Below are 26,998 nucleotides of genomic sequence, written 5' to 3' on the forward strand. Positions count from 1 at the left end.
TCACAACAAAAACTTCTTCTCTACTTTTTTTTTGAGTAAGGTCACCAATTCTATTTTTCTAAAAAAGTGTTTTCTGAGCTGAAAAGCCCAGAAAACATTTAGTCTTATATAAAATTAGTATCATCAGAAACAGGATTATCTTCATAGTAAGGACTCGCTCTTTGCATATCATCAAAAACAGTTTTTAACAGTACTTCCTTATCAGTATCCCATGCAACTTTCTTCATGATTGGAATATAATCCTTACACTTTTGGTCAGCTCCACAGTCCTTGATTTTACCATTAGCCTTTAGATAAGGCTTTAATGAACTATAGTTTATTTGAGTGTTATTGCCCTCTTTATCTATCATTTGTCCTGAGTTATTAACAAGTATCAATGGTGCAACTTGTTTTGCTTTCATAACACTTATTTCACCGAACTCTTTAACGAGATCAGGACATGATTCTCTAGAAAAAAAATTCTTGTTGCATTCTTTAGTATAATAGTAGTCGTTAGAGTACAGAAACTCTTAATCCCTTCTTCTTGACACGCTAACTCTTGTGGACTATTAATGCATTTATCACATTTTATATCACTAAAGTGGCCTATTGAACTAAGAGTATCAGTAAAGGCAAATTTAAAATTTACTGCACCATAACTACCCTCTGCTCCCTTTTCTATATATGGTGCAATTTTAGGATTACCGTACATCTCAGAATACAAATTCTTTAATAAATCAGATGTATTAAAACCTTGATAACCTATCTTTCCATTTTCTCCATAAAAACGAGCATAAGATCCACAAATTTCTTCCTTGCTACAATCTGGGGTTATTTTTTGAGACGTAATTTCTCTATTTTCATCCCTTCCTCCATTAGTAACAGGTTTGACTACATTAGTTTCATCTCCTCCTCCATTAGTAACAGGTTTGACTACATTAGTTCCACCTCCTCCATTGGGACAAGGTTTATCTGTACCACTTCCTTTCTCTTTTTTACATTCTTCAGCTGCTTTTTTATACCACTCAGTCTCTGCTTTTACCGTGTCAATTTTACACTGTATAAGTTCTTCTTTATCACTTCCTTTCTCTTTTTTACATTCTTCAGCTGCTTTTTTATAACACTTATTCTCTGCTTTTGCCATGTCAATTTTATACTGCATAAGTTCTTCTTTTACCTTGTCAATTTTACACCGCATAACTTCTTCTCTCTCTTGTCCAATTTCGCACCTCAAAGCTTCTATTCTTGCTTGCTCAGCTTCCAATTTTGCTTGCTCAGCTTCCAATTTTGCTTGCTTAGCTTCCAATTTTGCTTGCTTAGCTTCTAATTTTGCTTGTTTAGCTTCTGCTTGAGCATCATCATACTTTGCCTGATTAATTGCCTGTTCAGAGCCTTCTTTCATCTTCTCAGCATCTTTTTTACACTGTATTAACTCATCTTTTGCTGCCTCAGCTTCATTCTTAGTTTGTTCTACCTTCCCTTTCTCTTCTTGAATCTGTAATTTTAACTCATCAACTTCTGCTTTTGCTGCCTCAGCTTCATTCTTAGTTTGTTCTACCTTCTCCCTTTCTTTTTGAACCTGTAATTTTAACTCATCAACTTCTGCTTTTGCTGCCTCAGCTTCATTCTTAGTTTGTTCTACCTTCCCTTTCTCTTCTTGAATCTGTAATTTTAACTCATCAACTTCTGCTTTTGCTGCCTCAGTTTCATTCTTAGTTTGTTCTACCTTCTCCCTTTCTTTTTGAACCTGTAATTTTAACTCATCAACTTCTGCCTTTGCTGCTTTAGCTTCATTCTTAGTTTGTTCTACCTTCCCTTTCTCTTCTTGAACCTGTAATTTTAACTCATCAACTTCTGCCTTTGCTGCTTTAGCTTCATTCTTAGTTTGTTCTACCTTCCCTTTCTCTTCTTGAACCTGTGACTTTAATTCACTAGCTTCTGCTTCTAATTGTGTAATTTCTCTTTGTGATTCCACAGCATCTTTTTTACACTGTATTAACTTATCTTTTTCCTTCTTAGTTTCATCTCTACAGTCACGAAGTAAATCTTCTTCTGATTTATCATCCTCTTTTTCCGCAACCTGATCTCCTAGATTTTCGACTTGCTCACCCTCTTCATCATAAAAAAGTTTGTTGGCATATAAATTACTATTATCAACTTGATCGCTATAGATATTGTTTGACATTGTGACCTCCTATATAGTCAAAACTGGAATTCAATTAGAGTATAAAAGCTAGGAATTCAACATGGGTAAAAGAAACCACAGCTCAGGAAATCTAAGGTTAACTCAGAAATTATTATAAGCCAAAATGATTAAAAATTTTATAACTTATATTGTGGATCTGGCATGATAACCAACAATTAGATTTTCTTCAATTTCCACCTTACTCACCAGCTTGACACAGTCCACCTTTATTCATTAGAGAGCCGTGATTCCTCTACTCTCCAATGATTAATCACTTGTCAGTTTTGAGTGTAGTAGTTGATAGCCTGTACGTAAATACGTTGCTTGTGTTCTTTAGAAATTTTTAGTCTACTATCTTTATCCAGAAAAAAATTGTAAAATTTCTATAGTTATGGTATAATTGTAAATACCGCTTGCCAATAAGCTGAGTATAAAAATGCCATTCGGACAAATCATTACATATAGCACGATATTACTTACTATAATTGCAGTATTTCTCTTTTTGAGAAAAATATACAAAAATCATATTAGAAAAATTATATTTCCTCTAAAAGTTCTCAAAGAAGAGTGGGAAGAAAATAGAAGATTTAATGAATTATATCAAAAAAATAAGCAAAAAGAGTTGATGAAACAACAGGAAATGCTAAGGGAGGAACAAAAGAATATGCAAGTTTACAAAGAAGATCTAGAAATAGTTGATATAGCAAAACCGTTAGGTAAATGGACAAAGATGGTTATGATGGGTAATAGTTTAATGAAACATTTTGCACAATTGATACACAGAGAAGGTGATAAGAAAGGATTTTGGGAGCTATTTATAAAAGCTCAGTCTTCAACTAAGGGTAAATATAAAGGAAAAGGCAGATAATCCATGCTTGAATGTAAAAATCTATCCTGTGCTCGTAATAACAAAGTATTATTTAAAAACCTCAATTTAAAAGCTGAGCCAAAATCAAAAATCTTAATCACTGGTCCAAATGGTAGCGGCAAAACCAGCTTAATCAGAAGTTTATCTGGACTCTTACCGCCAGTATCAGGCAATATAAGATACTGCGGAAAAGACATATATGATGATCCAAAATCCTTTATATCTTCCATGGTTTACGTAGGACATAAAAACGCCTGTAAAGATAGCTTAACAATTGGTGAAAACATAGAATTCTGGGCAAGAATACGGAACACTAGAGAATCAGTTATGGCAGCTGCTTATTGTTTAGAGTTGCAACCTGTATTTAACATTAGATATGGTGAACTTTCTGCAGGCTGGAAAAGAAGAGTTGCGCTTGCCCGCCTTTTAATTTCTAATGCAAATATCTGGCTGATAGATGAACCTTTCTGTAATCTTGATAGCACAACATGTGAATTAGTATTGAACCTAATCTCAATACGCTCTGAGCAGAACGGTACAGTAATTATTACAGGACATAGCTCTACAGAACAATTGTGTGACTTCAAGACAATCGACATACGTGATTTTAACAGACCTCTTGTATAATTTTTGGCCTTATTGTACTTACATCAATAATTTATTATCACATTTAATATTACGCATTAAAATTAACTCATCTCTTTCAAAGGCTCTATATTAAAAATCGAAAGTCCAGAAGCAATGACGTGTGCTAAGGCTTGGACGAGAAACATTCTTGCAGCGGTGAGATTTAAGTTATTCTCCAGTATAAACCTCATATTTAAATCACTTTTGCCATATCCCCATAAAACGTGAAACGCTTCTGCAACTTCAAGTAAGTAGAAAGTAATTCTATGTGGCTCACAAAGCCTTGCAGATATTTCTACCACATCTGGCCACTTTGCTAAGGTTTTTATGAGGAATAGCTCCCCATCTGTCTTTAAAAGTGAAGGGTCTGCTGTTGGGAGCTCTTTTGGAGCATTACGCATTAACGAATGAGCACGGGCGTGCGCATATTGCACATAAAAAATAGGGTTGTCTTTTGACTGTTCTTTAACTTTAGCAAAATCAAAGTCCAAGACCATATCATTCTTGCGTGTTAACATTATAAAACGAGTTATATCCCTGCCAACCTCTTCCACTACATCCCTAGCTGTAAGAAAATTTCCTGATCTTTTCGACATCTTAACAGGTTTGCCATTTTCGAAGAAATTCACAATATTATGCAGTTTTACCTCTATCTTTGCTTGATCATCACTGAGCGCAGAGACAACTGCTCTAAGCCTTTTAATATAACCGCCATGGTCACTGCCGAGCTCTACGATCATATTGTTAAAACCACGTGATATCTTATCAAAATGGTAAGCAATATCCGATGCAAAATAAGTCCAGCTACCATCCTCTTTTTTTAGTGCGCGGTCAACATCATCACCAAATTTTGTAGAGCAAAATAACATTTCTTTTCTGGAAATCCAACTTTCACTTTCTTTGCCTTTTGGTTTCTCCAGGTACCCTTCATACACTAGACCCTTATCAGATAATATCTTTATACTCTCTTCGATTTTGCCATTTTTTTGTAGCTCATACTCTGAAGTAAAAATATCATGATTGACTCCAAGCAAGCTCATGTCCTCCTTTATAAGTTCTAAGATAGAACTTAAAGTATATTCTCTAATTACTCGATTATCTTCCTCTTCTCTAAGCTCCTTGCCATATTTTTTAGCTAGCCCCTTCCCTATTGGCTTTAAATATTCACCTGGGTATAAACCTTTTTCGATGCTAATTTTCTCTCCCAGAGCTTCCTTATACCGCAAATATACTGACCGAATTAGCGTATCTATCTGCGCTCCAGCATCATTGATATAGTACTCCTTAGTAACTTTATAACCAACTTTCTTTAGCAAATTTGCTAAAACATCACCAAACACTGCCCCTCTTGCATGACCAATATGCAGAGGACCTGTTGGATTTGCGGATACAAACTCAACATTGATGGCCTGATTGTTTCCAATGTTGAGAGTGCCAAACTCCGTTTTTAGCTCATTTATTTGTTTTAAAATCCCATGCCATACTTCCATTTTTAAGTGCATATTGATGAACCCAGGACCTGCTATTTCCACTTTTGCAACTTCATCAAAAGATTTAAATTCTTCTGCTAAGATCCCTGCAATCTCAACTGGATTCTTTTTTTCATGCTTTGCAAGCACCATAGCAACATTTGTGTAAATATCTCCATGCGCTCTATTGCTCGGAGGCTCTACAATAAAGTTTGTTGCATTCGTACTTATAACACCCCTTTGCTTCAACTCATTTAATTTACTAAAGATTAGAGAGGCAACCTGCTTGAAAATGTTCATTAACTAAAAAGCTATAAAATCTGTAGCAGTATAGTTGATAAATGGAAGGAGTTGAAGGGTTATCTTAACTATTTTACCTTCATTTTCTCTTTTGCTTTAACAGGCTGATGTAACACTTGATAGATTAAACTTAGACAGCAACTTTTCGTATATCATAGCATTATACTCTGAAACCATAAACTTAGATCAACATTAATTCAGAATAACCAAAGTCAAAAAACTCCGGATACCATATAATTCCAGGTAGTTCTATTTCCCAATCCCAAGTTGTATTCAGCATTACTGTGTTGCCATCGTCGCAAGTATTAAACCATGCTACGTCATGATTACTACAACATGAATCATAACAATCGTTAAAACACAAATTATAATAATACTTGCAGCATGGGTGTAGTTTACACTCATCTACGGTAGGTTTTACCTTATTTCCTTCATCTACGGTAGGTTTTACCTCATCTTTTTTATCTACTTCATCTGCGGTAGGTTTTACCTCATCTTTTTTATCTACTTCATCTGCGGTAGGTTTTACCTCATCTTTTTTATCTACTTCATCTGCGGTAGGTTTTACCTCATCTTTTTTATCTACTTCATCTGCGGTAGGTTTTACCTTATTTCCTTCATCTACGGTAGGTTTTACCTCATCTTTTTTATCTACTTCATCTGCGGTAAGTTTTTCCCTATCTTCTTCATATTGAACAGCATTCGTTAGATTATCAGTAACACTAGTATATGTTTTATTATCATACTGGTTATTAAGATTATACTTTAACATAGAAATCTCCGATACAATTAGAGTTATATATAAAATTATTAATAGAACAAGGTAAAAAATTACACGCCGAATTAGTTATTAATAAAGCTCTAAATCTATAGATATAAGGGCATAATACATACCCCATATCTATAGTATAAATTGTTATGTTATTACCATATCACATCAGTGCTATACCTATCGTCGCATTATGCTTTCAGCACATAGTATCACTACACGTCCTTCACACCTTTTACACCCTCACTAAGTTTTATCGCCTTCAAAATAAATCGTTGTGCTCTGGAGCTAATTTTGCAACTGTATCAGTTCCTATCCCAGTTCTTGTTCCCCAACCACAACATGGTACATTTAACACTACTGTGTTACCAGAATCGTGAGCATGATACCATGATGCTGTTGTACCATGACCATAACCGTGATTATTACCGTAGCATGGGTCATAACCATGTTTACAATGTGAGTTATAATCATAGTGGTATGGAGTACAATGATGCTTGAAAAACGGGTCTTGACTGTGACATAAACGAGTAGTATGACAATGCTCATCTTTATCAGGAATGCATATTGATTTACAGCCTGGAAAAGAAGTTTTGGTATTATGAGAACAAACGTTTTTTGGAGATGAAGTGTGATAGTGAGTCATAAATATCCTTTAAAAAATAACTATTAGACTATTATAGGATAAAATAGTTAATAAATTTACAATCTTAATACTAAGATTGATATATTTAAAATTTCCTTTCCAGCCGTTATACAAGTAATAGATATTAGAGCTTAGAAATTTTACTATGAGCAGAATAATGATAAGATTCCAAGAAGGAGCTGTCAGTAGTCAAACTAGTTGTGTTAATTTTGGTAGAACTGCTATAGCCACTGCAAATGACAAGCAAGCACCTGCTTATTATATTTTTAAGCAAAATGTGAAGCACATGGGAGACCATGTGCTCTTAGATGGCAGCACGTGCGTTTATGAATTGTTTAAAAACAATCTTCTAATAAAAAAAAACAAATCCATCACAAGGATTATGACATGTGTCATAATAGTTATGATGCGAGTTAAAATAATTATGGCAGGAATTAGTAGCACAAGGTACAAATGGAGGTGTACAAGCTTGTGCACAGTTCGATACTGGTACTGGTAAAGCTGCTGGTAAATTATAAGCCATTGGAGGTGTGCAAGCTTGTGCATAGTTCGATACTGGTAAAGCTGCTGGTAAATTATAAGCCGTAAATGGCAATTTTGGTAAATTACTGTAATTATAAACCATAATAATCCTTTGAAAAATACTATGATATTATTGTACTTTAAAATAATTAAAGATTTCATAACTTGATTGCTAAATCTAGCATGTTAACAACATTATGATTTAAATTTCTACCCTATCTTCACCAATTTTGCATACAGCCCATCTTTACTCATTAGAGAATCATGAGTTCCTACTTCTTCTACTTTCCCGCAATTAATCACTATAATCTTGCCAGCTTTGAGTGCGGTTGATAGCCTGTGCGTAATTATAATTGTTGTTCTGTTTTGCATTAATTTGCTCAGTGCTTTTTGCACGAGGTTCTCACTTTTATAATCAAGGGCAGAGGTTGCTTCATCCAGTATTAAAACCTGAGGATTTTTCAGTATTGCTCTTGCTATTATAATACGTTGCTTTTGTCCTTCGGAAAGCTTTAGTCCTCTTTTTCCTACAAATGTATCAAATTTATCCGGCAGCTTATCAATAAATTCCATCGCATAAGCGCTGATAGCTGCTTGCTTCACCTCTTCATATTCAGCATCTGGTTTACCATATAGTATATTTTCCATTATTGAGCAAGAAAATATCATATGATCTTGTGGTACTAAGCCAAACAGCGATCTTAGGTCATTTAGCGCAATTGTCTTAATATTCTGTCCATCAATAGTAATACTGCCTTCACTTGGATCGTGAAAACGGAGCAGAAGCTTTAAAATGGTGCTCTTGCCACTGCCAGATGGTCCAACAATTGATACTGATTGGCCTGCCTCTATAGAAAATGATACGTTATTTAATGCTGGCTTATCAGCATAAAAAAATGTTACATCGTTAAACGAAATTTCTTTTTGAATACTATTAATTCTTATAGGATTTTCGCCATTTACTATAGAGCTTTTCATGTTCGTAAACTCAAACAAACGCTCTACTATTCCAAGACCTCGTTGTAAATCACTGATATTATCGCTCAAATTATTTATAGCTCCTGCCGCAAGCGCTGAATAAAACACAAATGAGGAGAGTTCTCCAATGGTCATATTATTACTTAAGACTTCTTTTATTCCAAAAAAAAGCAAAATAACTAGCGAACCTATCACACACGTGATAACTAGAGTTACTAAAATAGCACGCAAGAGTACTAATTTTACGTATGATTTTGATACTGAGTTTAGATGTTTCTGAAAACGAATTTTTTCATTTTCTTCTAGTACAAATGATTTAATGGTTACTATAGATCTAAAATTTTCCTCACTAAATGATGCAAGCTCACTTAATTTATCCTGAGCAAAGCGTGCATAATTGCGAACTTTTTTTCCAAGTGAAGTCATGATAATGAGCAGTATGGGTATTATTGCAGCTGCATATGCGGTTAAATGTAGATTTGTGTATAACAGCATTGCAACACTACCAGTTAGTACCACTGCATTCCTCAATATTGTCAGTAAGCTGCTGTTTATTATCGATTGCAATGCAGAGGTATCAGTAATGAGTGCTGAGATAACATCTTGCACACCTGTATTCTCAAAGAAACTTGGTTGTAAATCAGTAATACTGCTATATAAGTCATATCTGATTCTTGCGACAACTTTTTCGCTGCCAATGCCAATGAAATATAACCGAATAAATGCAGTGAAAGAAATGCCTAAAACTATCAGTATTGAAACTACGAGCTTGGTAGTAAAGTTATGCTCTGCGCCAGAATCAATTATGTTGCTTAAGCCCCTACCAAAAAGAAGAATCGTTAAAGCTGAAAATAGAACTGCAATAAAAGCTACGGTAAAATAATGTAGATTAGGTTTTATATAATAAAATAACTGCTTAATGTTAGATCGCATTTTATTTTTAAGTTAATTATATAGATTTTAGCTTCAGGAAAAAGTTACAATATTAGTTTACAGTGTACTTCGTTAGAGCAATACGTTCAAGAAACTTTAGCTTGATTTCTACTGAAGGAAAAACGCTGCGAAATTACAGAAAGTTAGCAAAAAAAACTACTGAATAGACCAGAGTTTAATATTCATTTTGTTCCAATATGTAATGCTACTATTCCATAGCTCATATTATAGAACTCAACATTCTTAAAGCCTATCTCTTCAATTTCCATTTTAAAATTAGTTTGAGTTGGAAATTCTCTGATGCTTTTCACTAAATATTCATAAGAACCCTTATCTTTAGCAACTATGCTACCAATTTTAGGAATTACTTTAAATGAGTATAAGTCATAAAATTTGGTGAATATCTCATTTTGATAATGCATAGGGGCAAATTCCAAGCAGACAAATTGTCCATTTTGCTTCAATACCCTATATGCTTCACTTAAAGCCTTTTTACGGTCAGAAAAGTTTCGAATACCAAAAGCTACTGTATAATAATCAAATTCAGAATCTTCAAATGGTAAGCTCTCTGCATTTACACATACCCAATTGAAATTTAGCTGATTTGAATTTATTGCTTTATCACGCCCTTTGTCCAGCATGTTTTGATTTATATCACATACTGTAACTTGAGCACTTGGTTCACCTCTTGCTATTCTTATAGCTATATCTCCGGTTCCTCCAGCAATATCCAAAACCTTGGAGTTCTTTTTAAAATGCACACTACTTACCATCTTCTCTTTCCATAGCCTGTGCATTCCAAGACTCATTATATCATTCATGATGTCGTAGCAATTTGCTACAGAATCGAAAACCTCTTTAACTAGTTGTGATTTATCCATATTTTATATAGAGATTGCTTACATAATTATTTTAAACTTTAGCAGTTAAATTAATATACTAATGAGAAAAATATACTACAATTAAACATATTTAATCCAGTAAATCATTAGTGTCGACAGCTTTTTCACAAAATATCATCTCTCTTATTATGATATTATCTGTAGCAGTTGTTGATATGGCAACAGACTTATACTCAGTTGCATTGCCAAGTATTGCCAACTATTTTAAGGTGAAAGGTAATATAGCGCAGCTTACGATCAGTTTAAATTTATTAGGAATTGCAATATCTGGATTAATTTATGGCCCATTGTCAGACTATTATGGTAGGCGCCTAATAATGCTTATTGGTATGACAATTTTTACTTTGGCAAGTATTGTATGTTGCATAGCTGATAATATTATACTTTTAATATTAATCCGTTTTATACAAGGAGCTGGAGCTGGTGTTGCAGGCGTTGTCGGATATGCAGCAATCAGGGATATGTACTCAGGTAGTGAATACTCAAGAGTAATCTCAAAGTTAAATATGGTAGTAGCGCTTTCACCTGGAATAGCTCCAGTGGTAGGCAGTTATATAATTTTACATGGTTATAGTTGGAAATTTTTGTTTTTTATCATATCACTTGCTGCAATTATTATGCTCATTTTTATTTACTCGAAACTACAAGAAACGGTGACCGTAAATAAAAGTAAAGCCAGCATTAATATCTTCAAGCAGTATATATTAATATTTAAGAATTATCGTTTTCTTGGGTTTTCAGCCATTCATGGATTAACTTTCATGTGGCTTTGGGCATACATTGCTAACTATCCGTTCATATTTGAATCAATGGGTATTGAAGTACAATATTTTGGCTATCTCATATCAATCATAGTCATATTTTACGTAATCGGCACTTTAATTAACAGAAGGTACGTACCAAAAATAGGAGTGAGCAAGATGCTAATCATAGGTTTGGTATTACCAATAATATCTGATGGTTTATTGGTATATTTTTATTTCATGAACAAATTGAACGTACTTATTCTTCAAGTTCTTTGGATTCCAAGCAATATAGGACTTGCACTCGTAATCAGCAATAACGTAACTTCTGCTTTAGAAACGGTCAAAAGTATAGGGCTTGGTAGTGCAGTTCTCTCATTTTGCAATATGATGTTTGGGGCTGTTGGAATATACATAGTAGGAAAATTCTTTTCTTATGGCATTTTACCAAATTTACTATTAACAGTTGTATGTTCTATAATTGCAATTCTTATATATAGTTTACTTAAATATACTGAAAAACACGAAGGATAATCATTATTTCTACAACCCAGATTTCATGAATTATTAATTACCTTACTATAGTAATGCAATTTTATAGAGAAGTGTTAAATGAATTATTCAATCAGAAATATAGATGCTGCTTTACTTGATGCTGCTAAAAGAGGTTATCTTAATGAAGCAAAGCGCCTAATAATTGAAGAAGCTGATGTTAATGCATATGATGGATCTCAAGGTAATTCTCTATATTGGGCTGTTAAAAATAATCATTCTTATATAGCAAAAGTTCTATTAGATAATGGAGCAGATTTTATTGCTTATGACTCTTCTCGAGAACGCCACGTGTTAAATAAATACGAAGAAGTAAAAGCTGAGCATTGTAAGGTTTCTCTACATCTGGCTGCTAGACTTGGCGACTTGAAAGCAGTAGAAGACCTATTAAAGAAAGAAGCAAATGTTAATACAAAAAATGATAAAGGACAGACTCCTTTAGATTTAGCTAAGACAGAAGAAATAAAAAATCTATTACAAAGCATAAAAGATGCCAATGACAAATTGCTTGAAGCTGCTAAAAGCGGTAATATTGATGATGTAGAAAATCTGTTAAATAGAGAAGAAAAAGTACAGGTTAACGCAGAAAATGAATTTGAAGAGACCCCTCTACACTTATCTGCTCAAAATGGACATAAAGACGTAGTGGAATTTCTACTCAGCAAAGGAGCAAAAATTGATGCAAAAAATGAATTTGAAGAGACTCCTCTACATTTGGCTGCTCAAAATGGACATAAAGGTGTAGTAGAATTTCTATTCAGTAAAGGAGCAAAGGTTGATGCACAAAGTGATGATCTAAGCACCCCTTTACATTTTGCTGCTAAATATGGACATAAAGACGTAGTAGAATTTCTACTCAGCAAAGGAGCAAAGGTTGATGCACAAAGTGATGATCTAAGTACCCCTTTACATTTTGCTGCTAAAAGTAGATATAAAGATACAGAAAAGATAGTAAAATTTCTACTTGATAAAGGAGCAGACGTTAATGCACAAAATAATGCAGGAGAAACCCCTTTACATTTAATTCTTCAAAAAATAGACCTAGATATAGATACAGATAAATTCTATACTCTACTGAACAAAAAAGGCATCAATGTTAATCTAACAGATAAAAATAAAGAGACTCCTTTGCATTTTTTTTTAAAAGAAAGCGATGGAGATACCTGAATTGGACGATCTACTGAAAGTAGAAAGTATCAATGTTAATTTACAAAATATAGATGGAAAGACTCCTTTACACCTGGTAATTAAAAAAAAACAACTGGAATACATTGCCTAATGTATCGTGGAGCCGTGAAAAGATGGTCGATATTCTAATAGGAATGAAGGCAAATGTTAATGCAGTAGATAAGGATGAGAGGACTCCTTTACATTGGGCTGCAGGATATGGTAGAAAAGAGATAGTAAAAGCTCTAATAAACGCAGAAGTAAATGTTAACGCAGTAGATAAGGATGAGAGGACTCCTTTACATTGGGCTGCAAACTATGATAGAAAAGAGATAGTAGAAGCTCTAATAAACGCAGAAGCAAATGTTAATGCACAAGATAAATATGGAAAGACTCCTTTAGATTTAGCTAGCACAGAAGAAATAAAAACTCTATTACTAAAACCCCCCCCCAAAAAAAATTGATGACAGTATAGCATCAAAAGATAATGAAGTAGGTCAAGAGGAAGATGCTGAGCAAGAAGGTAATGCCCAACTAAGTTTACAAGAACAAGAGGAAGAATCACAGGAGATCAGTGCAGAAGAAGAAAGTGATGTAAAAATTGAAGCTGCTGATAATGGACATATTCCTTATGCAGAACCTACACAAAATAGAGTATCGACAAATGAAGAGCAACCGAGCTCTTTTTTCGATAATTTGCTTAATATAATTATGAAGCCCTTTTCTTTAATTGCATCATTTTTTGGTGGCTTTTTTTCATGGTTGTTTGGATCTGATGAACCATCAACTGAATATGATCAAATAATTGCACCAAGTAACTCAGGAGGAGAGGAGCTAACAAACTATCAAGAGGGTGACAATAATATTATATAATAGATTTCTTGCATAACTGGCATTCAAAGGAAAATCAGTTGATGTCATGAAAGTAGCTGACACTGGCACCCAGTTAAATTTACGGAGTATAATGGATTCCAGTGTCAAGCACTGGAATGACAAGAAAGGGAGCACTTACCCCTACAACAACATTGCAAGCATTGATTTTTTTCCATATGAAAAGAGTCTGGAAGCTCTTTTACTCTAAACACGATGTTTACATCCTCAAAATTAATCTCAATTCGCTTAACTAACGTTCTAATAATATCACGTTTAGTTAGCCAGTCTGCATTATTAAGACTTGAGTTAATACTAGAGGAAAACCCCTCTAAATTTGTTACTACTAGAGTTAACTCTTGTGTGAGTTTTTTCTGATCAAATATCTTTTTCTTTTGTTCTTCAACCATTTTTAAGTTTTGTTTCATTGCTTTAACTCTTGGCTCAAATTCTTCTTGATCAATATATTCTTGAGCATAACTATCAATTAACCTTGCAATACCTCGTTTTAACTTATCTTCTTGTGTTTCAAGCAAAGCGCTTTTTTGATCTAGTGGTGATTTTTTAAGTTCTGAAAGTCTACGTTTATACTCCTCTAATATTCTATTTGGATTTTTTAATAGGTGTTTTACCTCTTCCCACACAGCCATGTCCAATGTATCTGTACGAATTAATTTGTTGTTACACATTTTATTACCGCCAAAACGGTATGAATCCGTACCAATACAACGATAATATACCTGATTATTAGTTTTTTTCCCCTCCTTATTCCTTGCAGTGCTAGTACCATAATATGCATAATTTCAAAGCTTACATACTACTAAACCTTGCAATAAATGTTTTGCTCCTCTTTGTCTTGTTCTTGCTATTTTTCTATTCTCAGCTAATTGTTCTTGAACGATTTTAAATAAATCTTCGCTTACTATACTAGGTACTTTAATATAAATCCAATCCTCTTTTGGAACAGGATAAGTAGAATAATTATCTTTTGGATGCTCGCAGGAGTTTTTTTTCGGTCTTATATGTTTTAGTTTTACGCCAAACCTTGTTTTACCAAAAGCTGCTTGTCCTTTATAAGCAGTGTTTTTTAACATACTCAAAACTACAGCCCTATCCCAATACTCTTTTCCAGTTCTCGTCATAATGGAAATAGCACTTAGCCTACGACATACTTCTCCTATACTGGCTCTTTCTCTTCCTACCCAAGAAAATACTTTACGAACAACTTCAGCTTCTTCTTCATAAATCTCAAATAAGGCCTGTCCTGTTTCTGTATTTTTGTTTATATAACGATAGCCATAAGGAGCAGCACTCATTACACTTATACAACCCTTATTTGCTGCATAAATCTTTCCTCGACGACTTCGTTCCATGATTTTTGCACGTTCGTATTCTGCTATCATACCTTGCATTTGTAATAGTAATTGAGATTCTGGATTATCGCTAATTTGATAATTTAAAAAAATGACTTCCACTCCTAACTTCTTAAACTCTTCAAGTAATATCATCTGATATGCATACTTACGAGATAAACGATCAGGAGAATGAATATAAACCTTATCAATGTTACCTTCTGCTATTTTATCACGTAATTTTTCCAAACCAGGACGGATTATGTTAGAACCACTATAACCATTATCAATAAATTTATATTCATTTAATAATTTATGTCCATCCATACTAATTTGATTCTCTATAGCAGCAATTTGGCTTGCTATTGTATCTTCTTGTGCTTGCCTCCCTGAAGAAACTCTTGCATATAAACTAACTGTTACCATTTTACCGTCCTCAAATCTACTTTCTTATATTCAGAGTTTTCTTCCTTTTTGCTCGCTTTTATTGGTTTACTTAACACTAATTTTTCATATGCATCTAATAGATACAACTCTGCTAATCGATTTACTTCATAACTACAACTAATCCGCACTATTAATTTCTTGTTGCCCATGAGCTCTACCATATATTATCCATCGAGACATATGGTTATTTGATCATTAGCTCTATAAATAAATTCAACTCTCCGTTCTTTTTGTAGAAGCTTTCGAGAAATAGTCTTCTCAAGTTTCAGGTTTATTGCAATATTGTTGGCGGAGTCCTGACTTGAACATTCCCCTGAACAGATACCTTGATACATTAAAGTTTCTAGGTTTGAGCAGTGAAATCCGATTCAGTGTGAAAATTAGCAAACTCCTTTTTAAGCTGTAGAATAAAATTTTTTATTTTAATGAAAAAATTGCTTCCGCATACTCAAGATGCCATTATAATGATGGTAGAGATATTTAGAGAGCTCAAAATTTATCTTGGTCTGCAGACTTTTAACCAATTTTTCAATAAAAATTCAGCTACATCTGTTGTGTGTACATTCTGAATCTTTTTTATACAGGAGGATTTTATGTCCAGAATTCCAGATATTTGACCTTTACTTTAGCTAACAACAGGCACCTGTAGTTTTTAGAATTAGTGTTAACACGGTTTTTCTACTTTTTTTTTTTCTTAATGTTTTAACTCAATACACACCATCATCATTTACTGCTTCTAAATATATCATTGCTAAACACACGCCGCTGTGTATTTCTATAGATAACTCATTGCCTAGACTTCGATTAAAGCAAGAATTCTTTCCTGGAAAAGCAAGGTTACTATGGCATAGTTCCCATTGTAATCCTTTAGTTGATATTTGAGCTTTCGGTATACCAAGTAAGGATATTTTAGTATTTTTTAGCAAAGAGGAAAAATAGCTAATACCTTTTTGTAAGGCGTACCCCACCATGGAAGGCGAAGGCATATAAAAGATACTATCTGTACTTGAAAAAATGTTGATATTTTGTAGTATATGATCAATTGCTCCTCCAGTAATACCCGTTACTATTGATGGCAATAACTTTACTGTTTTTAAGTGAGCCATTGCTTTAGAAAAGTCGCAATAATCTTGATCAGGTAGATATACTGTATTTAAATTAGCACGTAAATTCGGATTTATACTATCCAAATCTCCTATTACAAGATCAGGTTTTACGCCAATTGATAGAAGCTTATTTGCTCCTCCATCTACAGCAATAACAGGTATATCTTGTTTAAAAAACGATGAATCAGGTATTTCTCCATTTAGTACTACAATAGAACGATATTCTTGCTCCACGCTACAATGTAGCATATGGTTATAAAACGCTTCGTGCAGTTTTTGCATCGTAGTAACATTTTTGAACAATTGATATTATACTGATCACTAATCCAGCAATATTACTGAGTATCACAAAAGTTAAACCCTGACAAATACCGTAAATAAGCCAAGATGATGAAAAAATAAGATAATTCACCAACATTAGCATCGATACGTCACGAGTAAGTTTTGTGATATATGCTCTATATACTTGAGGCAATAACCCAATGAGAGATGTAATGAACGCGATGAAGCCAAAGCATTCTTCAATATTTATATACATACATTTTCCTACGTTTGTTTTAACAAGATCAGGTTCAAAGGGTTGTACTTTATGTACTCTCAGCTTTTTTAGAGCACCCCTAATGCATGTAATTTATAACATCATTTAGTCTATTAATCAAGAAATTAACAGTGACTTGCATTCATGAAACCCAATCGGCTTCTATGCTAATTATTATCCAAACTAATAGTCGGCTGTGCATCCTGCTCAGAGATCAGAGCAACTAGCAAATTGTTTATCAATTGAACCTTTTGTTTTCCATCCAATTGTAAGCTTTTATTTTTTTCAAAATGGGCTATTACTTCTTCGATAATTCCTATTGCATTTTGCACTATATGCCTTCTTGCAGAGGTGATGGCATGTGCTTGTTGACGTCTCAGCATTGCTTGTGCAATCTCAGATGAATACGCCAAATGCGATATTCTCGCTTCTGCAATTTCAATTCCAGCAATATTCAATCTTTGTTGTAGCATTGACCGCAATTCATTTAAAATTTTGTCAGAGTTTTTACGCAAAGATTCTTCATCGTTTTCGCTATCATACGGATAATTACTTGCCAGTTCTCTAATTACCGAGTCACTTTGCACAAAAACAAAATCATGATAATTATTAACATTATAATATGCCTTCGCAGGACTGCTCACTCTCCAAACAATTACTACTGAAATCTCTATCGGACTTCCATTAGCATCATTAACTTTAATTTTTTCTGTATTGATATTCTGAAATTTCAAAGAAACTCTATATTTACTCGAAAATGGAAGCGTTACGCATATTCCAGACTTAAAATAAGTTCCAATATAATGACCAAAAAACTCTATCACTCTTGCTTCATTAGGATCATTAACGAAAAATCCTTGAGAAAAAGTCAATATTGAAACAGCAGCAACTCCAAGTGCAATTGTGCTGTCATACACAAAAAGTACCAATAAAATTAACCCTAGCGCTATTAGTACAGGAAAAGCCCGAATTTTACTTAGATTTCTATCATTTATTGTATTTTTATCTGTACTGTCTTCATCAGATTGCTTTTTCACTTGCACCCTCTCTGCTGATTATTTCATCTACCTTACTTACAAATAATTTAAACTCTCTTAATTCACGATCAGGCAACTTTATCTCATTGCCATGAGCTATCGTAAGCGGATCAATATGTTTACCATTATATATAACTTCATAATGTAAATGAGGTCCTGTTGCAACACCAGTGCTGCCAACATAAGCAATGATTTGTCCCTGCTTTACTTTAGAGCCTAACTTTACATCGCTACTAAATTTGCTTATATGTGCGTAACAAGTTGAATATTTATTGTTGTGCTTTATTTTGATGTAATTCCCATAGCCACCATTCTTTCCTATATATTCTATTACACCTTCTGCAGTGGCGTGTATAGGAGTGCCAAGTTTAGCTGCATAATCTACTCCTCTATGAAAAGCAATTTTACCATGAATGGGATGCTTTCTATTACCAAAATTCGAGGATATACGAAAATCTCCGTTTAAAGGATTTACAAAAATTTCGCTACTCTTCAAGCTTACCCCCTCTTTATTAAAATACACTTCTTTTGCTTCTTGTGACTCATAATGATACAAGCTAATGACCTTTTTATCTGTTGTCAGTGAAGTATATAAAATTTTTTCTTCAGCCTTCTGATTACTGAGTGATTTTTCACACAGCACCTCCAATTTGCTTTTGGGCACAATGTCTTTTTTAAAATCTACACCATAACCTTTATATATGTCGATTAATCTCATTACTGTATTTGGCGCCAAACCTTCTGCGTCAAAAAAAGAGGATTTTATGTCACTGGATATGAATAACAACTTTCTATCACTTTCTGTAGCTTTTTTTTTTCCTGATCCCGTCTTGGAATAACACTGGAGAGTGGGTTAGTGTCATTCCAGTGCTTGACCAGTTTTTTAATCGAAAATGTTGTATAGCGTGCTGTTTACAATCAATTTCCAGTGTCTGGGCACTGGAATGACAATAGTCTTTCTGCGCAAATGTTTCAGTTGCATATGCTGGTAAAATACAAAGCAGTGGAAGTATTACCAGCCTCATAGTTTATCAGCAAAAATAAAATTACCTTCAACATACTGCACATCATCATTATCTTCTAGCTCTTCAACTAATGTAGATAATTTATCAATTAATTCTTTGTCGCTCACTTCAATCAGGTCCTTTGGTTGCCATGAAAGACGAGCAAGTTCTGGTTCTCCAAATTTTGTATAGAAAGCATCACGCACTCTACCAAAATCTTTCACTTCACAAGTTATAACATATAATTCTTCCTTGTTATTTTCCTCAACATTCAATACTTCTAATTCAATTCCATAGTTAAATAAATCTTCAAAATTTATACCCTCTGCTTTATAGACAATTAAGCCTACATGATCGAAAAGGTAACTCACACATCCTGTTTCTCCCAAATTACCGCCTTTGCGAGAAAAGATATAACGTATCTCAGAAGCAGTTCGGTTGCGATTATTTGTCAGAGCATGGACAATAAGTGCAGCACCAGAAGGTCCGCAGCCTTCATATTGTATTTCTTCATAACTTTCTCCAGCAACGTTACCAGCTGCATTTTTTATTGCTGTTTCTATTTTATCTTTTGGTAGATTTTCCTTTCGCGCAGAAAAGATAGCAGAGCGAAGACGTGGATTAAGCTCGGGATCAGGTAGCCCTTGTTTTGCAGCAACTGTTATTTCCCTAATGAGCTTCGTAAATTTTTGCGAGCGCTTTGCATCCTGAGCACCTTTTCGATGTTTTATATTTGAAAACTGTGAATGACCAGCCATAAGAAAACTAATTCACCCCTTCTACTAACATATTTTCATACTGCTCAGCTTCTAAGTCAAGGCCAAGAGCTAAGTGAGCTGTTATTAAATAACTAATAACTCTAGAAGAATATTTAGAATCTTTATTGCTTATCATATCTTGAAAACGCTTAATTGCTGCTAAATATTCACCACGCTTTAGGTAAAATTCACCAATAGAATACTCTTTTTTTGATATATGTTCTGTGATTAATTTTTCTTTTTCTTTGATCTCTTCTATATATTCGCTATTCGGAAAAAGATTAATATATTCAGTAGCTAGCTCTAAAGTTTTATATGCAATTTGTTGCCCAAGCTGCACTTTGTTAATTTGCATGTAATAAGATAATACTCTTAAGTAATATACATATGGCAAATCTTCACCATTTGGATAAACGTATATATAATCATCCATATCACTTGCAGCACCGCTGTATTTACCCATATTATAGTGAGAAACCCCAGACAATAATTTGGCTTTCATTGCCCAATAAGATAAAGGATACAAATCCTCTATCTTTTGAAATGCTCTAATAGCTTGCTTATATTTTTTCTGATCATAAAGCTTAACTGCCTCCTCATATAGTTCAGTTTCAGTGTGTTCAAGATCATTCGCATACGACTGTGTGAAGGGGCAAGTCAGAAGAAAAAAGCATATGATTAAAGTCTTATACATAAGATTTTTTTTGATCAAAATAAAGTATAGACTAAATATTACCTAAATAAACAAATTTTTGGCATTATCATCGAACGAAAAGCGGCTCTTGGCCACCATTACCTATATTGCTCGCACCACCACCTATTGCAACACCCTTTCCACTCACTTCTACGTTCTCTAGCTTTCTACTATAAGAATGTGTGATCAATCCACTTCCTACCATCAAAAGAGCAATACCTACCAGACCTAAAGCAGGCCCAACAGCAGATGATGCTAATGCTACTCCAGAAATCAATATTATTCTCCTGATTAGTAATAAAGAAGAACCAGCGAGCATTAACTTAGCTGCAGACATATTGCTTGTCTTTTTTTCAGATTTCTCATCAAAATCTTGCTCTTTTTCTACTTCATATTTTTTACTTTTCTTGTACTCGCGATAGCAGAAAGTAGCACTCGCTACAAAGTAAAATAGACTAGAAATTGAAAAAGCTACGTCTCCTATTATTCCTTGCTCCAATGCTTCACCTACTATGCTAGCCACAATAACTAATGTAACTAAAGCAGCATCAGCATAGTTAAAGTAATCATCAACGGTACAAGGAAGGTCTCTCTTTTCTTTTTCTACTGTTTTCCCACTTTCAATATTCTCCAATTCTCGTTCTTTTTCTGCTATTTTTCTATTATTATAAATTAAATATAGCGTGCAAATAAGAGATAAGACTGTGAAAGGTAATATAATATGGCCTAATGCACCGCTTATAAGGCCAAGTAATACCTGATCGCTACATGTTTTTTCGAGCTCAATTGCCATCAGCAATGCAAATGGAACCATTGTTACCAATGATACACATTTCCTATGTAGCTCTCTTTTTTTTAGTGTTAATAGTTCTTGTTCGAGCTTTTTGCTTTTTTCTTCCTCTCTTTCTTTTCTGACTTCTTCATCAACTGTTGGCCAAAAATCCCAGAAAAAATCTTCCATTTTAGCACCTTTTTTACCTTTGGATCTTTAAAAAAAAAACTTAGTGCCTGTAATACTAGTCATATGAACAGACCAACTTATGAACTAATACATTATATAGGATTTTAATTACTAAGTCAATGTTATTAAATTATTAACTTTCCTTGTATACTCTTAAGCAATTTAGTCAATCTGTTTGATGCCAGCTAGAACGTAATTATAGCCTGACCACATAGTCATAACAGCCGCAGCCCATAAGCAAACCACACCTATATATTTAGTTGCTTCATAATCACTCATTATTAACGCTACTATAGCAACCATCTGCAAAAATGTTTTAATTTTCCCAGCCTTACTCACAGGTAAACTAACGTTTGTAGCTATCAAGAACTCCCGCAAGCCTGAAACTAATATCTCCCTACAAACAATTATAACTGACGGTATAATTGTAATATCATCTATCTTATGCTTATAAACTAGCATGATTATTGTTGAAGCTACTACTAACTTGTCGGCAATTGGATCAAATAACTTGCCAAAATTCGATTGGACTTTCCATGCACGCGCTAAATAACCATCAAAAAAATCTGTAATGCACGCAAACATAAAGATCAATATTGTTATTAGACTTGCATACTTACTTTCTATATAAAAGCTTGATATTATTGCCGGTATTGCGAGCGCACGAGAAATTGTTAGCAAGTTAGGCACGTTTTTCTTAAACATGTACATCACCCTACGTAGTAGATAAATTTATACAGAAGTACAATAGAGTTCACAAGCTAATAGTTGAACATTCATAAAAACCCCATATACTTAAAAAATTACTAATAATAAGCTCAAAGCATAAGAATGAATAATGATTTAGATAACACCACAAAACAAGAAGCACTGAAGTATCATAATAGGGGTGGTAAACCTGGTAAGGTATCGGTTATACCAACAAAACCCTTATCCACACAGCATGACCTATCACTTGCTTATTCCCCTGGCGTTGCAGCTCCATGCCTTGAAATAGCTAAAAATCCTGAGGCTATTTATGATTACACGGCAAAAAGCAATTATGTGGCTGTCATTTCAAATGGCACCGCAGTGCTGGGACTTGGCAATATCGGTCCTCTTGCTTCCAAACCCGTCATGGAAGGCAAAGCTGTTTTATTTAAGCGTTTTGCTGACATTGATGCAGTCGATATAGAAGTTGACACAGAAGATATAGAAAATTTCATCAATGCAGTAAGGTATCTTGGGCCAAGTTGGGGGGGAATAAATTTAGAAGATATAAAATCTCCTGATTGTTTCATAATAGAAAAACGTCTAAATGAATTGATGGATATTCCGGTTTTTCACGATGATCAACATGGAACTGCAGTAGTTGTTGCAGCTGGTATAGAAAATGCCCTCGATATTGCTGAAAAGAAATTAGAGAATGTCAAGATCATCATGAATGGAGCTGGAGCAGCTGGTATTGCGTGTTTGGAAATACTAAAGTCCATGGGCGCTAAAAACATAGTACTATGTGACAAACAAGGAGTAATACACAAAGACAGAAAAGAGGACATGAATGAGTGGAAGGGAAAATATGCAATTGACACTAAAGAACGTTCTCTACTTGATGCCATAAAAGGCGCTGATGTATTCATCGGACTCTCTGCAAAGGATCTGCTCAGCGAAGAGATGTTAAAAAGCATGGATAAAGACCCAATCATTTTTGCTCTTGCTAATCCTGATCCAGAAGTAAGGCCTGAATTTGCAAAGTCTGTCAGGCCAGATGCAATAATTGCAACTGGTAGATCAGACTATAACAACCAAGTCAATAACGTAATGGGATTTCCTTATATATTCAGAGGAGCACTTGATGTACATGCAACGACAATAAATGAAGAAATGAAAATTGCAGCTGCAGATGCAATAGCAAAGCTTGCCCGCGAATCAGTGCCAAATGAGATATCTGCAGCCTATGGCGGTCGTAAAATGAGCTATGGACGTGAATATATAATACCCACTCCATTTGATCCAAGATTAATTTCTATGGTATCTCCTGCTGTTGCAAAAGCTGCCGTTACCTCAGGTGTGGCAAGAAAGGAAATAGAGGACTGGAATGAGTATGCAAGTCAACTAAAATCTCGTCTTGCTAGTGCTCTCAATACGCTCAATTTATTGTCTTCACAATAATCAATTGCATATTTTAGGCTTATAATTAAAATAAACCAATGACTATTACAATTCACGAGTTAGAGAAAATTATCAAACAATCATTTCCTGATGCTGATATAAAGATTAAGGACCTTGCTGGAGATGATGATCATTATCATTTAAAAATAACTTCCAAGTGTTTTTCTGGAAAGACAAAAATAGAACAACACAGAATGTGTATATAAGGCTCTTGAAGGTCAGTCTATACATGCATTGCAACTAGAAACTGGAGCTTAAAATTAAGGTGATATTTATGAACAACTTTGAACAAATAAAAAAAGACATAGCAGAAAACGATGTAGTGCTGTATATGAAAGGCACCTCTGACTTTCCTCAATGTGGATTCTCTGGACTCGTCGTGTCAATTCTCAAAAAATTGAATGTAAAGTTTAAATGCATCAACGTACTTGAGAATGATGAAATACGTCAGTCCATAAAAAGTTTCTCTGATTGGCCAACAATTCCACAATTATATATAAAGGGAGAGTTTGTTGGTGGCTGTGACATAACCCGCGAGATGTATGAAAAAGGTGAGTTACAAAATTTGCTAAAAGAGAAAAAGATTACACAAATACATCAAGAGATGGGCTAATGTACCCCCGTCTCGGTTGTACATGCCCACTTATCTCCTTTACATCACATTTTCAACTTATTGTCTTTGTGCTTTTCTTGATTTAGCATAAGATTCTACTTTTGCCTCTTTTACAGTCGTACCTGGAGCAGTATCTCCGTCACTTTCTAAGCTATCATTAGAAGAAGCACTTCTGTCACTTTTTAAATTGTCATTGGAAATATCCATATCTTTAACTTCTACGTTAGCACTTTGCTTAGCAAGATTTTCAACTGTTTGGAGATTTTCTTTCGGAACTGCTGTCAGTTTTTGGTCTAATTTTGCTTGCATTAAATTTACTATCTCTGTGTGATTTCTTTCGCGAGCTAAGTCTAAAGGTGTTTTATTATCCTTACTTTTAGTTTCTATGCTAGCCCCTTGATCAACAAGAAATTCAACAATCTCTTTATGGCCTCTCTCAGCAGCACGGTGCAATGGCGTCCGTCCTTTCTCGTCTTTAGTTTCTATGTTAGCTCCTTGCTCAACAAGAAATTTAACAACCATTATATGGTTTCTCACAGCAGCATAGTGTAAAAGTTTCCATTCTTCCTTGTCTTTAGTTTCTATGTTAGCACCTTGCTCAATAAGATTTTTAACTGTTTGGAGATTTCCTCTTATAACTGCAACTCTCAAGTCTTTATCTAATTTTGCTTGCGCTAGAAAATTCACCATTTCCATGTTATTTCTTTCGCGAGCTAGATCTAAAGGTGTTTTATTATCCTTATTTTTAGCTTCTATGTTAGCACCTTGCTCAACAAGATTTTTAACTGTTTGGAGACTTCCTCTTACAGCTGCAGCTATCAAGTCTTTATCTAATTTTGCTTGCGCTAGAAGATGTACCATTCCCGTGTTATTTCTTTCGCGAGCTAAGTCTAAAGATGTTTTATCATCCTTATTTTTAGCTTCTATGCTAGCTCCTTGAGCAAGGAGAAATCTAGAAAGCTCGAAATGGCTATAAGCAACAGCATAGTGTAACGGTGTCCATTTATCATTATCAGCATCATCACCCCCTATTCCTTTACTAAGAAAAAATTCCACTATATCTTTATAACCTGCTTGAGCAGCTATATGTATAGACTTTTTACCTTCATAAATAACTTTAGCATTAATATCAGCTTTTTTTTCATTCACAAGAAATTCAACAATCTCTTTATGGCCTTTCCATGGAGCATAGTGTAAAGGCGTCCATTTATTACCATCAGTATCATTAATCCCCATCCCCTTAGTAAGAAAAAATTCCACTATTTCTTTATAACCTTCTTTAGCAGCAACATGTATAGGTTTTTTACTATCACAATTATCTTTAGCATTAATATTAGCTTTTTTTTCATTCACAAGAAATTCAACAATCTCTTTATGGCCTCCCCATGCAGCATGGTACAATGGTGTCCGTCCTTTCTCGTCTTTAGCTTCTATGTTAGCTACTTGATCAGCAAGAAATTTAACAACCATTATATGGTCTCTCCCAGCAGCATAGTGTAAAGGTGTCCATTTATCATTATCAGCATCATCAACCCCTATCCCCTTACTAAGAAAAAATTCTACTATTTCTTTATGACCTGCTTTAGCAGCAGCATATATAGGCTTTTTACTATCACCATTAGCTTTAGCATTAATATTAGCTTCTTCTTCATCCACAAGAAATTCAACAATCTCTTTACGGCCTTTCCATGCAGCATAGTGTAAAAGTGTCCACCCATCATTGTCTTTAGCTTCTATGTTACCACCTTGCTCAATAAAATTTTTAACTGCCTGGATATTTCCTTGATCTACCTCTTCAATTAATTCAGAACTTAAACTCATTTTGCACTCCTAATATGTTTAAATTGGTATTTAGTAATATAAAAGTACTTAAGTCAATATGTTTTTTGACATATGATAAAAAATTTTTTACAAAAATGTAAATTTGCTATGACAAGTACGTTTCTCATCTTAATTTCTGTATAGTCTCTTAAACTTCAATTCACATAATTGACTTTCTTCTTTCATTAGCCAAGTTAGTGAATGTGGGACGGCTTTGTTGCATCGCTATCTACGGCGGATTAAAGATAAAAAAGATGAAGAATATCAGTAGCTTATTATTCTAGCATTTATAGTAAGGACGGTCAGTGAATATCTAAATTTGAGTAAAAGAAATTTTACTACCATTCACTAATCTAGCTAAAATTCAAGAATTTCAATGCTTTAGCTATTTTAAGTAGAATTAAATTTACTAATACAAACAATAAATTACTATTCTTAAATTTGATCAAATTGACTGCAAAAAAATAAGATTTTCAATAAGTTGCTTGTATAGTTAGCCTTTCATAGGTAGCGATGCAACAAAGCCTACTGGGATCCAGAAATAAGGCCTGAATTTGCAAAGTCTGTCAGGCCAGATGCAATAATTGCAACTGGTAGATCAGACTATAACAACCAAGTCAATAACGTAATGGGATTTCCTTATATATTCAGAGGAGCACTTGATGTACATGCAACGACAATAAATGAAGAAATGAAAATTGCCGCTGCAGATGCAATAGCAAAGCTTGCCCGCGAATCAGTGCCAAATGAGATATCTGCAGCCTATGGCGGTCGTAAAATGAGCTATGGACGTGAATATATAATACCCACTCCATTTGATCCAAGATTAATTTCTATAGTATCTCCTGCTGTTGCAAAAGCTGCAGTTACCTCAGGCGTTGCAAGAAAGGAAATAGAGGACTGGAATGAGTATGCAAGTCAACTAAAATCTCGTCTTGCTAGTGCTCTCAATACGCTCAATTTATTGTCTTCACAATAATCAATTGCATATTTTAGGCTTATAATT

At 34.2% G+C, this 26,998-nt stretch carries 26 protein-coding genes, 3 pseudogenes and 1 riboswitch; of the genes and pseudogenes, 10 read left to right on the top strand and 19 right to left on the bottom strand.

Annotated elements, in window-relative coordinates; genetic code table 11:
• Nucleotides 1-104 precede the first annotated feature (104 nt).
• Complete coding sequence (locus OPR44_RS06605) at nt 105-401, bottom strand: hypothetical protein (RefSeq protein WP_265014759.1); 297 nt, start codon at nt 399-401, stop codon at nt 105-107.
• Between the two features lie 5 nt (nt 402-406).
• Nucleotides 407-2,164, bottom strand: a complete 1,758-nt coding sequence (locus tag OPR44_RS06610; RefSeq protein ID WP_265014760.1) for a hypothetical protein — start codon at nt 2,162-2,164, stop codon at nt 407-409.
• A 436-nt stretch (nt 2,165-2,600) separates the two neighbouring features.
• Between OPR44_RS06610 and OPR44_RS06615 the strand changes: the two genes are divergently transcribed.
• Both OPR44_RS06615 and ccmA read left to right on the top strand, forming a co-directional pair.
• Nucleotides 2,601-3,032, top strand: coding sequence for a hypothetical protein (locus OPR44_RS06615; RefSeq protein WP_265014761.1), 432 nt, complete (start codon nt 2,601-2,603; stop codon nt 3,030-3,032).
• Nucleotides 3,033-3,035: 3 nt separating this feature from the next.
• Entirely contained in the window at nt 3,036-3,659 is a 624-nt protein-coding gene (ccmA, locus tag OPR44_RS06620; RefSeq protein ID WP_264377732.1) for a heme ABC exporter ATP-binding protein CcmA, read from the top strand.
• Between the two features lie 62 nt (nt 3,660-3,721).
• Here the strand turns inward: ccmA and argS are convergent, their stop codons facing one another.
• From argS to ubiE, 5 genes are all read right to left on the bottom strand, one after another.
• Nucleotides 3,722-5,428, bottom strand: coding sequence for an arginine--tRNA ligase (gene argS, locus OPR44_RS06625; RefSeq protein WP_254229831.1), 1,707 nt, complete (start codon nt 5,426-5,428; stop codon nt 3,722-3,724).
• Nucleotides 5,429-5,609: 181 nt separating this feature from the next.
• Nucleotides 5,610-6,200 carry a hypothetical protein gene (locus OPR44_RS06630; RefSeq protein WP_265014762.1) on the bottom strand — a complete coding sequence of 197 codons (591 nt, stop codon included), beginning with the start codon at nt 6,198-6,200 and terminating at the stop codon, nt 5,610-5,612.
• Between the two features lie 259 nt (nt 6,201-6,459).
• Nucleotides 6,460-6,843, bottom strand: a complete 384-nt coding sequence (locus tag OPR44_RS06635; RefSeq protein ID WP_262986182.1) for a hypothetical protein — start codon at nt 6,841-6,843, stop codon at nt 6,460-6,462.
• Nucleotides 6,844-7,575: 732 nt separating this feature from the next.
• Complete coding sequence (locus OPR44_RS06640; RefSeq protein ID WP_265014763.1) at nt 7,576-9,276, bottom strand: ABC transporter ATP-binding protein; 1,701 nt, start codon at nt 9,274-9,276, stop codon at nt 7,576-7,578.
• Nucleotides 9,277-9,458: 182 nt separating this feature from the next.
• On the bottom strand, nt 9,459-10,157 hold the full coding sequence (ubiE, locus tag OPR44_RS06645) for a bifunctional demethylmenaquinone methyltransferase/2-methoxy-6-polyprenyl-1,4-benzoquinol methylase UbiE (RefSeq protein ID WP_265014764.1): 699 nt from the start codon (nt 10,155-10,157) through the stop codon (nt 9,459-9,461).
• A gap of 176 nt (nt 10,158-10,333) precedes the next feature.
• Here ubiE and OPR44_RS06650 point away from each other — a divergent pair, with 176 nt between their 5' ends.
• The 4 genes from OPR44_RS06650 (at nt 10,334) to OPR44_RS06665 (ending at nt 13,513) form a co-directional block, all read left to right on the top strand.
• Complete coding sequence (locus tag OPR44_RS06650) at nt 10,334-11,455, top strand: Bcr/CflA family efflux MFS transporter (RefSeq protein ID WP_458694749.1); 1,122 nt, start codon at nt 10,334-10,336, stop codon at nt 11,453-11,455.
• Nucleotides 11,456-11,533: 78 nt separating this feature from the next.
• On the top strand, nt 11,534-12,640 hold the full coding sequence (locus tag OPR44_RS06655; RefSeq protein ID WP_265014766.1) for an ankyrin repeat domain-containing protein: 1,107 nt from the start codon (nt 11,534-11,536) through the stop codon (nt 12,638-12,640).
• 134 nt (nt 12,641-12,774) lie between these two features.
• Nucleotides 12,775-13,104: an ankyrin repeat domain-containing protein gene (locus tag OPR44_RS06660; protein WP_265014767.1), complete on the top strand. Its 330-nt coding sequence runs from the start codon at nt 12,775-12,777 to the stop codon at nt 13,102-13,104.
• Nucleotides 13,105-13,351: 247 nt separating this feature from the next.
• On the top strand, nt 13,352-13,513 hold the full coding sequence (locus OPR44_RS06665; RefSeq protein WP_265014768.1) for a hypothetical protein: 162 nt from the start codon (nt 13,352-13,354) through the stop codon (nt 13,511-13,513).
• 104 nt (nt 13,514-13,617) lie between these two features.
• On the opposite strand, the gene OPR44_RS06670 is transcribed toward OPR44_RS06665, so the two are convergent.
• The 11 genes and pseudogenes from OPR44_RS06670 to pgsA form a co-directional block, all read right to left on the bottom strand.
• A complete protein-coding gene (locus tag OPR44_RS06670; protein ID WP_406829265.1) occupies nt 13,618-14,199 on the bottom strand; it encodes a hypothetical protein in 582 nt (193 codons plus the stop codon).
• 114 nt (nt 14,200-14,313) lie between these two features.
• On the bottom strand, nt 14,314-15,288 hold the full coding sequence (locus tag OPR44_RS06675) for a recombinase family protein (protein ID WP_265014769.1): 975 nt from the start codon (nt 15,286-15,288) through the stop codon (nt 14,314-14,316).
• The gene (locus tag OPR44_RS06680; protein WP_038249248.1) at nt 15,282-15,470 is read right to left on the bottom strand and encodes a hypothetical protein; all 189 of its coding nucleotides are present in this window, start codon (nt 15,468-15,470) and stop codon (nt 15,282-15,284) included. Before OPR44_RS06680 ends, OPR44_RS06675 begins: the two co-directional genes overlap by 7 nt.
• Before the next feature lie 546 nt (nt 15,471-16,016).
• Nucleotides 16,017-16,697: a thiamine diphosphokinase gene (locus tag OPR44_RS06685; RefSeq protein ID WP_213863930.1), complete on the bottom strand. Its 681-nt coding sequence runs from the start codon at nt 16,695-16,697 to the stop codon at nt 16,017-16,019.
• On the bottom strand, nt 16,669-16,953 hold the full coding sequence (locus OPR44_RS06690) for a SemiSWEET family sugar transporter (protein ID WP_264682396.1): 285 nt from the start codon (nt 16,951-16,953) through the stop codon (nt 16,669-16,671). Before OPR44_RS06690 ends, OPR44_RS06685 begins: the two co-directional genes overlap by 29 nt.
• A riboswitch (TPP riboswitch) is annotated at nt 16,942-17,044 on the bottom strand. Its footprint overlaps the gene before it by 12 nt.
• 76 nt (nt 17,045-17,120) lie before the next feature.
• On the bottom strand, nt 17,121-17,990 hold the full coding sequence (locus OPR44_RS06695) for an SPFH domain-containing protein (RefSeq protein ID WP_265014770.1): 870 nt from the start codon (nt 17,988-17,990) through the stop codon (nt 17,121-17,123).
• Nucleotides 17,974-19,015 (bottom strand): annotated as a pseudogene (locus OPR44_RS06700) (M23 family metallopeptidase). Before OPR44_RS06700 ends, OPR44_RS06695 begins: the two are co-directional and overlap by 17 nt.
• Nucleotides 19,012-19,752, bottom strand: a complete 741-nt coding sequence (locus tag OPR44_RS06705) for a YebC/PmpR family DNA-binding transcriptional regulator (protein WP_264687196.1) — start codon at nt 19,750-19,752, stop codon at nt 19,012-19,014. Before OPR44_RS06705 ends, OPR44_RS06700 begins: the two are co-directional and overlap by 4 nt.
• A gap of 7 nt (nt 19,753-19,759) precedes the next feature.
• Complete coding sequence (bamD, locus tag OPR44_RS06710; RefSeq protein ID WP_264375545.1) at nt 19,760-20,446, bottom strand: outer membrane protein assembly factor BamD; 687 nt, start codon at nt 20,444-20,446, stop codon at nt 19,760-19,762.
• 67 nt (nt 20,447-20,513) lie between these two features.
• Nucleotides 20,514-21,407 (bottom strand): hypothetical protein, encoded by an 894-nt coding sequence (locus tag OPR44_RS06715; RefSeq protein WP_264377692.1) that lies wholly within the window; start codon nt 21,405-21,407, stop codon nt 20,514-20,516.
• Nucleotides 21,408-21,569: 162 nt separating this feature from the next.
• Nucleotides 21,570-22,112, bottom strand: a complete 543-nt coding sequence (gene pgsA / locus OPR44_RS06720; RefSeq protein WP_264374646.1) for a CDP-diacylglycerol--glycerol-3-phosphate 3-phosphatidyltransferase — start codon at nt 22,110-22,112, stop codon at nt 21,570-21,572.
• A 126-nt stretch (nt 22,113-22,238) separates the two neighbouring features.
• Here pgsA and OPR44_RS06725 point away from each other — a divergent pair, with 126 nt between their 5' ends.
• The 3 genes and pseudogenes from OPR44_RS06725 (at nt 22,239) to grxD (ending at nt 24,171) form a co-directional block, all read left to right on the top strand.
• Nucleotides 22,239-23,558, top strand: coding sequence for a malic enzyme-like NAD(P)-binding protein (locus OPR44_RS06725; RefSeq protein WP_265014771.1), 1,320 nt, complete (start codon nt 22,239-22,241; stop codon nt 23,556-23,558).
• Nucleotides 23,559-23,596: 38 nt separating this feature from the next.
• Nucleotides 23,597-23,816, top strand: a pseudogene (locus tag OPR44_RS06730) (BolA/IbaG family iron-sulfur metabolism protein).
• 16 nt (nt 23,817-23,832) lie between these two features.
• Complete coding sequence (gene grxD, locus OPR44_RS06735; RefSeq protein WP_010404780.1) at nt 23,833-24,171, top strand: Grx4 family monothiol glutaredoxin; 339 nt, start codon at nt 23,833-23,835, stop codon at nt 24,169-24,171.
• Nucleotides 24,172-24,228: 57 nt separating this feature from the next.
• On the opposite strand, the gene OPR44_RS06740 is transcribed toward grxD, so the two are convergent.
• Entirely contained in the window at nt 24,229-25,992 is a 1,764-nt protein-coding gene (locus tag OPR44_RS06740) for an ankyrin repeat domain-containing protein (RefSeq protein ID WP_265014772.1), read from the bottom strand.
• Between the two features lie 532 nt (nt 25,993-26,524).
• Here OPR44_RS06740 and OPR44_RS06745 point away from each other — a divergent pair.
• Nucleotides 26,525-26,971 (top strand): annotated as a pseudogene (locus tag OPR44_RS06745) (malic enzyme-like NAD(P)-binding protein); the annotation flags it as partial.
• Nucleotides 26,972-26,998 lie beyond the last annotated feature (27 nt).

The sequence above is a fragment of the Wolbachia endosymbiont (group B) of Camptogramma bilineatum genome, assembly GCF_947251825.1.
Classification (GTDB): Bacteria; Pseudomonadota; Alphaproteobacteria; order Rickettsiales; family Anaplasmataceae; genus Wolbachia.

Coding starts and splice junctions, on each gene's coding strand:
- OPR44_RS06650 (WP_458694749.1), top strand. CDS start 10,334: ATGGCAACAGACTTATACTCAGTTGCATTGCCAAGTATTGCCAACTAT.
- OPR44_RS06665 (WP_265014768.1), top strand. CDS start 13,352: ATGAAGCCCTTTTCTTTAATTGCATCATTTTTTGGTGGCTTTTTTTCA.
- ubiE (WP_265014764.1), bottom strand. CDS start 10,157: ATGGATAAATCACAACTAGTTAAAGAGGTTTTCGATTCTGTAGCAAAT.
- OPR44_RS06660 (WP_265014767.1), top strand. CDS start 12,775: ATGGTCGATATTCTAATAGGAATGAAGGCAAATGTTAATGCAGTAGAT.
- bamD (WP_264375545.1), bottom strand. CDS start 20,446: ATGTATAAGACTTTAATCATATGCTTTTTTCTTCTGACTTGCCCCTTC.
- ccmA (WP_264377732.1), top strand. CDS start 3,036: ATGCTTGAATGTAAAAATCTATCCTGTGCTCGTAATAACAAAGTATTA.
- grxD (WP_010404780.1), top strand. CDS start 23,833: ATGAACAACTTTGAACAAATAAAAAAAGACATAGCAGAAAACGATGTA.
- OPR44_RS06605 (WP_265014759.1), bottom strand. CDS start 401: ATGAAAGCAAAACAAGTTGCACCATTGATACTTGTTAATAACTCAGGA.
- OPR44_RS06630 (WP_265014762.1), bottom strand. CDS start 6,200: ATGTTAAAGTATAATCTTAATAACCAGTATGATAATAAAACATATACT.
- OPR44_RS06670 (WP_406829265.1), bottom strand. CDS start 14,199: ATGTGTAACAACAAATTAATTCGTACAGATACATTGGACATGGCTGTG.
- OPR44_RS06705 (WP_264687196.1), bottom strand. CDS start 19,752: ATGGCTGGTCATTCACAGTTTTCAAATATAAAACATCGAAAAGGTGCT.
- OPR44_RS06635 (WP_262986182.1), bottom strand. CDS start 6,843: ATGACTCACTATCACACTTCATCTCCAAAAAACGTTTGTTCTCATAAT.
- OPR44_RS06640 (WP_265014763.1), bottom strand. CDS start 9,276: ATGCGATCTAACATTAAGCAGTTATTTTATTATATAAAACCTAATCTA.
- OPR44_RS06740 (WP_265014772.1), bottom strand. CDS start 25,992: ATGAGTTTAAGTTCTGAATTAATTGAAGAGGTAGATCAAGGAAATATC.
- OPR44_RS06725 (WP_265014771.1), top strand. CDS start 22,239: ATGAATAATGATTTAGATAACACCACAAAACAAGAAGCACTGAAGTAT.
- OPR44_RS06655 (WP_265014766.1), top strand. CDS start 11,534: ATGAATTATTCAATCAGAAATATAGATGCTGCTTTACTTGATGCTGCT.
- OPR44_RS06675 (WP_265014769.1), bottom strand. CDS start 15,288: ATGGTAACAGTTAGTTTATATGCAAGAGTTTCTTCAGGGAGGCAAGCA.
- OPR44_RS06690 (WP_264682396.1), bottom strand. CDS start 16,953: ATGTATATAAATATTGAAGAATGCTTTGGCTTCATCGCGTTCATTACA.
- OPR44_RS06680 (WP_038249248.1), bottom strand. CDS start 15,470: ATGGTAGAGCTCATGGGCAACAAGAAATTAATAGTGCGGATTAGTTGT.
- pgsA (WP_264374646.1), bottom strand. CDS start 22,112: ATGTTTAAGAAAAACGTGCCTAACTTGCTAACAATTTCTCGTGCGCTC.
- OPR44_RS06610 (WP_265014760.1), bottom strand. CDS start 2,164: ATGTCAAACAATATCTATAGCGATCAAGTTGATAATAGTAATTTATAT.
- OPR44_RS06615 (WP_265014761.1), top strand. CDS start 2,601: ATGCCATTCGGACAAATCATTACATATAGCACGATATTACTTACTATA.
- OPR44_RS06685 (WP_213863930.1), bottom strand. CDS start 16,697: ATGCAAAAACTGCACGAAGCGTTTTATAACCATATGCTACATTGTAGC.
- OPR44_RS06715 (WP_264377692.1), bottom strand. CDS start 21,407: ATGGAAGATTTTTTCTGGGATTTTTGGCCAACAGTTGATGAAGAAGTC.
- argS (WP_254229831.1), bottom strand. CDS start 5,428: ATGAACATTTTCAAGCAGGTTGCCTCTCTAATCTTTAGTAAATTAAAT.